We start from the raw sequence: 5013 nt of genomic DNA, 5'->3' as shown, positions 1-5013 counted from the left end.
GCTGGTCAAAGCTCATGTCCTGAAAGTTCATGTCACCACAGTGACATGCTTCCGGCCGTGGGACTAGCGGTTTTCGGACACGGGCGTGAGGTGGGGATCGGTCAGTTGTCGAATGGACGGTGGGATTCTCGTGGAGTGTTCCGACCGAAGACGCCCACCGCAATCCACGAGATGGCCACAATGGCACCTCCCAGGGCCGCATAAGCCTGGGAGGTGTCAAAGGCTGCAAAGCCCGCCCCGTAGAGAATGGTGATGACCAGGGCAACGAAAGCCAGAGTTTGCCGTTTCATGACTTGAGTGTCCCAACCACTGGCGGGCGGCGCTACTGACAATTGTCATGATTCGGACGCATCTTCGGGTGAGTGCCACCCGTGCAACGGCCATCGCCGGGAGGTCGCAGCTCCCCTACTTTTGTGGCGGCAGCACGATATCGAAGCGGACGCGCGCCCAATCCCGGTCCAGTTCACGGCCGTCCGGTGTGGGTGTGCCTGCAGTTTGCTGTTCGAAGTCTTTGATCAGGGAGGGCTTCACTCCGAACACGGTGTCTCGTTTCAGGTACTCGCAGCCGTTGACGAAGATGTGCGTGACCAGAGTGTGCTTCTCCGGCGCGGACACCATGAAATGAAGGTGTGAGGCACGCATTGGGGACCGGCCCACCGCGTCGAGCATTTTACCAACCGGCCCGTCGTAGGGGATGGGGTAGGGGACAGGAGTCAGGCCCCAGAATCTATATTCGCCGTTCTCGTCGGCAAACAAGTGCGCGCGGGTCGCGGTGCGGCCGTCGTTGTACTGAACGTCGTAGAAGCCGTCTTCGTCACATTCCCACACCTCGATGCGGGCACCGGGCAGCGGATGGCCATCGGTGTCTTTCACCGTTCCTTCGACCCAGCAGGGCTGACCCTTTGCCCCAAAGGCCATGTCACCGCCGTTGTCGATTTCCGGCGCGTCCTCCACGAAGAACGGTCCGAAGACGGTGGCCTCGGTGGCGTTCTCGTAGGCCTCATTGTTGATGGCAATAGTCTGCATGGATACACCCAGCACATCTGACAGAAGCACGAATTCCTGTCGAGTGCCCGTTGTGATGTGTCCGGCATCCGTCAGGAATTTGATACCGGCATTCCACTCGTTTTCGGTCAGACGCACCTCGCGCGCGAAATCATGCAGGTGCTTGGTCAGCGATTGCATGATGTCTTTCAATCGATCATTGGGAGAATCCTCAAAAGACTTCAAAGCAATATCCGTGACGAACTGCTCCCGCCCACTTTGTTCATGAGTCACATTGTTATTGGGTGTTTCACTCATTCTTTCCTCCCGGGGTTTCGCCGGACCACGCATCGTGCAGCATATTTTTCAGATTCTCTTCGGTCACGGGCGTGGGATTGTCTTTCGGAACCACCCCCATAATGCGTTCTACGGCCTCGGCAATCCCGGTCTCGGGCATTCCAAAATCCCGGAGGGCTCGCGGTGCGTTGGTGGCCTCGCGCAGTTTTTCCAACGCCGACGACGCCGCTGGCGCCGGCTCGTCAGACGGGGCGCCGTTGTCGAGCGCCTGGGAAATCCGACGGGCGATCTCGGGAACTGAAGGGGCATTGAAAGCCAGGACGTGCGGCAGGACCGTGGCGTGGGTCTGCGCGTGGGGCAGGTCGAAAGTGCCGCCCAGAACGTGGCAAATCTTGTGGTGGAGGCCTGATCCCGCGGAAGCGAATGAGACGGCTGAAAGATACGCACCGTACAGGCACTGGTCTCTACCGCTGAGATCCTTCGGGTCGGTTACTACTTGCGGCAGGCCACGAGCGAGCGCGCGGATTCCTTCCAGCGCCATCGCCTGAGCAATAGGGTCCGTGTTGGAGGCCCACATGGAATCAATGCAGTGCGCCAACCCATTGAATCCAGAGGCCACGGACAACTCAACGGGTAGCGTCAAAGTCAACGTGGAATCGTAGATCACAGTCTTGGGTAGAACGCGGTCGTCCAAACCCGTTGACTTGGTTCGGTCTTCGGTCATGCCCCACATGCGTGTGGCCTCGGAACCCGCATACGTGGTGGGTACGGCAATGATCGGCAAACCAGTAGTGAGGGCAATAGCCTTGGCGAGACCCGTGGTGGAACCGCCACCCACACTCACGAGCACGTCTATGTTTGCCTCTGCGGCTGCACTGCGGGCACGCTGAACGTTTTCTACCGGAACGTGTTGGCGTACTTCGTCCCAATTCAGAGCCGTGTCAGTCTCACCCATCACTTGCGCGGCGAGGTCAGATTCGAACTCCGAGGCGATCAACATGACATTGGAGCACTCCAGGCGTTCCAGCTCGGCACGTAAATGTTCCGGCGCGTTGCCCGCATCCAGGATGACGCGTTGGCCCAAGGTGTCGTGAATGAACGATGTCATTTGGTCTCTCCTTCAGCGGTCAAGTGCAACCTGGAAATTAGGGTGTCGACGGACTGGTGCAGGTGTTGGCCGTCCGTGGCGGAGGCTGCCACGTAGAAGTCGGGACGAAGCACCACGTACTTCACGCCCATGTCTCCCAGCCACGTGGTAAACACGCCGTCCACGTCATGAATCTCTGCATCACTGCCCACCGGGCCGACCCGAACGGCCTTGGCGTCCAGCCGCTCCAGCGTCGCCCGTTGCTGCTCGGTGAGTGCCTCCCACGGAGAGTGCTCCAGGCCGATCATGATCCACCCGCGACCGACCACGTCGTCGAAACGGCCCCGTTTACCGAACCCCTCCACCACGCCCTGGTGCGCCAGTTCCCCCACGTGAGCGTCACCTTCCACGCCCAGTCCCGGGCCCAGAATGCCGATGTCAGTATTCACTGGAGTGCCGTCGTAGTTCTCCATTTCCGCCAACATATGCTTGTCCCGCTCGGCGGCAGCCGCGGGGTCGGTGATGCAGATGACTTTGCCGAGTTCCATTGAAAACTCGACGTAAGACTTCACGTGTTCGCGACGCTCGGGTCCGTAAGAATCCAAGAGTGCGTCTCCCGCGAGGCCACGAAGTACCAGATCCAAACGCCACCCCAACGCAATGGCGTCACGAACACCGGCGCACATCCCCTCGCCGGCAAACGGCGGCATGAGGTGCGCGGCATCCCCGGCAATCAACGCCCGCCCCCTGCGCCATTCATCAGACCATCGGGCCTGGAAGCGATACACCGCGGATCGTTCGAGTTCGGCATTGTCCGGGGTGACGTCCCACGGTTCCAGGAGCTTCCAGGCGGATTCCGGGCTGGCCAGTTCGGAGGGTTGCTCGCCCGGGAGCACCATGAATTCCCAGCGGCGCCGCCCGGGTCCGCCGGGAACGATGGTGGTGGGACGCGCCGGATCACACAGTTGCCAGTGGGCGGGGGACCAGTCGCGCCCGACCGTGGGCTTCATATCCAGGATGAGCCAATCGAAGAAGTAGCCGTGGTCCTCGTAAGCCATCTCTTGGCTGTCGCGAACAATGCTGTTGGCGCCGTCGCAGCCGATGACGTACCTGGCCTTGATCCGAGTGCGTTGAGCGCCACCTTCGTCATGGAGTTGGATGCCGTCAACGGTGGCCGAGTCGAGATCTTGTGTCAGCTGGGTGACGCGCATTCCACGCAGGAGAGTCACTTGCTCGTACTGGGAGGCCATGGACCGTAGTCGCTCCTCGAGTTCCGGTTGGTAGAACCAGTAGCGCGTAGCCCAACCGGACGGGTTGTCACTGCCCCAATCCACTTCCTGGAGGGTTTTACCTTCGGCGTTCTTCCAGTAGTAAATCTCAGGGTGGCGTTCCACGGCGTCGTCGTTATCGGAATCAATGCCGAGGGTCGCCAAGATGCGGGCAATTTCGTGGTCGTAAGTGACAGCGCGGGGTAGCTTGTAGGGCTCTCGCCATCGGTCCACCGCTACAACACTATGGCCGTTCTGTGCCAATTGCAGTGCGAGTAATGCGCCCACGGGCCCGTATCCGACGATGGCTACGTCAGCTTCGTAATCCGCAACCGTATCGGTGGTGGGCACCACCGGCATGGCCTTGGTTGGAGGGATGGTCATGAGTGCTCCTGTCAGAAACGTCAGCTCCATTGTGAACTGAATCTCATTATGAGGGTATACTCAAGATTGACGCAACCCTCAATATTGAATGTTGCTGGCTCTGCTCACGTAAGCTGTGGGCATGAGTTCTGCCTCCTCTGAAGCCCGCTTAGAGACATCCGCGCCACCGTCGGTGGAGGGATTGGGCGGAGGTCGGCAGTGGCGGCGACGGGCGCGAACCCGAGCAAAGTTGTTGGCGGCAACGCGCAATCTGGTGGCTGAGCGAGGCCTGGCAGCCGTCACCATGGCTGATGTAACGGCCGCAGCAGAGTTGGCCACCGGGACCATTTACAACTACTTTCCGTCTCTCGAGGATCTGCTGAGCACGTTGGTCTACGCTGAAATCGATTCGGTGGGGGACCGGTTGGATCGAGTGGCCCAATTCACCGATGATCCGGCCGAGATCTACGCGGCATCCTTGCGATTACTCGTCCGTCACGCGCTCTCCGACCCACTATGGGGCAGGATCTACGTGAAATTGGGTGTCGCCCATCCCATAGTGGTGGAAGTGCTCGGCCCACGCTGTCGCCGAGACTTGGAGCGAGGCGTCAAAGCGGGGCGGTTGGACGTGGTGGACCTCGATTTGGCTGTCATCTGCACGTTTGGGGCACAAGCGTCCGCGATTAATCTGGTGAACTCGGGTGAGGGTCGAGAGGAACTCGCGGAACACTTCGCCGAGCACATGCTTCGGATGGTGGGCGTCTCCGTGGAGGATGCCCGTGAGATCGTGTCCCGACCGTTGCCAGGACTGGATTGACCTGGATTCGTAAGTACCCGGCGCAACCCGTCGTGGAAGTGAATCGGGTCCTGATCCGAACGGCTGCCGCCAACACGCCGTACTGGGCGGGTTTCACGGCTACCACTCCCTCGGTGACCTGTGGGTGAGAGCCTTCATGCGCTCTTAAAGAGATTTCCTGTGAAGTCCCGCCAGGGAAGCACCCAGGACCCCAACGG

5 protein-coding genes are annotated in these 5013 nt (G+C 60.2%); 1 reads left to right on the top strand and 4 read right to left on the bottom strand.

What is annotated here, in order from left to right; translation table 11 throughout:
- Nucleotides 1-101: 101 nt before the first annotated feature.
- The 4 genes from Q4E95_RS11075 to Q4E95_RS11060 all read right to left on the bottom strand — a co-directional run bounded on the left by Q4E95_RS11075 (nt 102) and on the right by Q4E95_RS11060 (nt 4020).
- Nucleotides 102-290 (bottom strand): hypothetical protein, encoded by a 189-nt coding sequence (locus Q4E95_RS11075; RefSeq protein WP_303383363.1) that lies wholly within the window; start codon nt 288-290, stop codon nt 102-104.
- A 115-nt stretch (nt 291-405) separates the two neighbouring features.
- Nucleotides 406-1302 carry a dioxygenase gene (locus tag Q4E95_RS11070; protein WP_303383362.1) on the bottom strand — a complete coding sequence of 299 codons (897 nt, stop codon included), beginning with the start codon at nt 1300-1302 and terminating at the stop codon, nt 406-408.
- Entirely contained in the window at nt 1295-2389 is a 1095-nt protein-coding gene (locus Q4E95_RS11065; RefSeq protein WP_303383361.1) for a maleylacetate reductase, read from the bottom strand. The genes Q4E95_RS11070 and Q4E95_RS11065 overlap by 8 nt, the downstream gene beginning before the upstream one ends.
- Nucleotides 2386-4020, bottom strand: coding sequence for a bifunctional 3-(3-hydroxy-phenyl)propionate/3-hydroxycinnamic acid hydroxylase (locus Q4E95_RS11060; protein WP_303383360.1), 1635 nt, complete (start codon nt 4018-4020; stop codon nt 2386-2388). The genes Q4E95_RS11065 and Q4E95_RS11060 overlap by 4 nt, the downstream gene beginning before the upstream one ends.
- A 121-nt stretch (nt 4021-4141) precedes the next feature.
- On the opposite strand from Q4E95_RS11060, the gene Q4E95_RS11055 reads away from it, so the two are divergent.
- Nucleotides 4142-4816, top strand: a complete 675-nt coding sequence (locus tag Q4E95_RS11055; protein WP_303383359.1) for a TetR/AcrR family transcriptional regulator — start codon at nt 4142-4144, stop codon at nt 4814-4816.
- The last annotated feature ends 197 nt before the right edge of the window (nt 4817-5013 follow it).

Origin of the sequence: Kocuria sp. (assembly GCF_030536815.1) — a bacterium.
GTDB lineage: Bacteria > Actinomycetota > Actinomycetes > Actinomycetales > Micrococcaceae > Kocuria > Kocuria gwangalliensis.
Note: the sequence above shows the minus strand (reverse complement) of the source record. Positions and strands in the feature narration are given on the sequence as shown.

Coding starts and splice junctions, on each gene's coding strand:
- Q4E95_RS11055 (WP_303383359.1), top strand. CDS start 4,142: ATGAGTTCTGCCTCCTCTGAAGCCCGCTTAGAGACATCCGCGCCACCG.
- Q4E95_RS11065 (WP_303383361.1), bottom strand. CDS start 2,389: ATGACATCGTTCATTCACGACACCTTGGGCCAACGCGTCATCCTGGAT.
- Q4E95_RS11075 (WP_303383363.1), bottom strand. CDS start 290: ATGAAACGGCAAACTCTGGCTTTCGTTGCCCTGGTCATCACCATTCTC.
- Q4E95_RS11060 (WP_303383360.1), bottom strand. CDS start 4,020: ATGACCATCCCTCCAACCAAGGCCATGCCGGTGGTGCCCACCACCGAT.
- Q4E95_RS11070 (WP_303383362.1), bottom strand. CDS start 1,302: ATGAGTGAAACACCCAATAACAATGTGACTCATGAACAAAGTGGGCGG.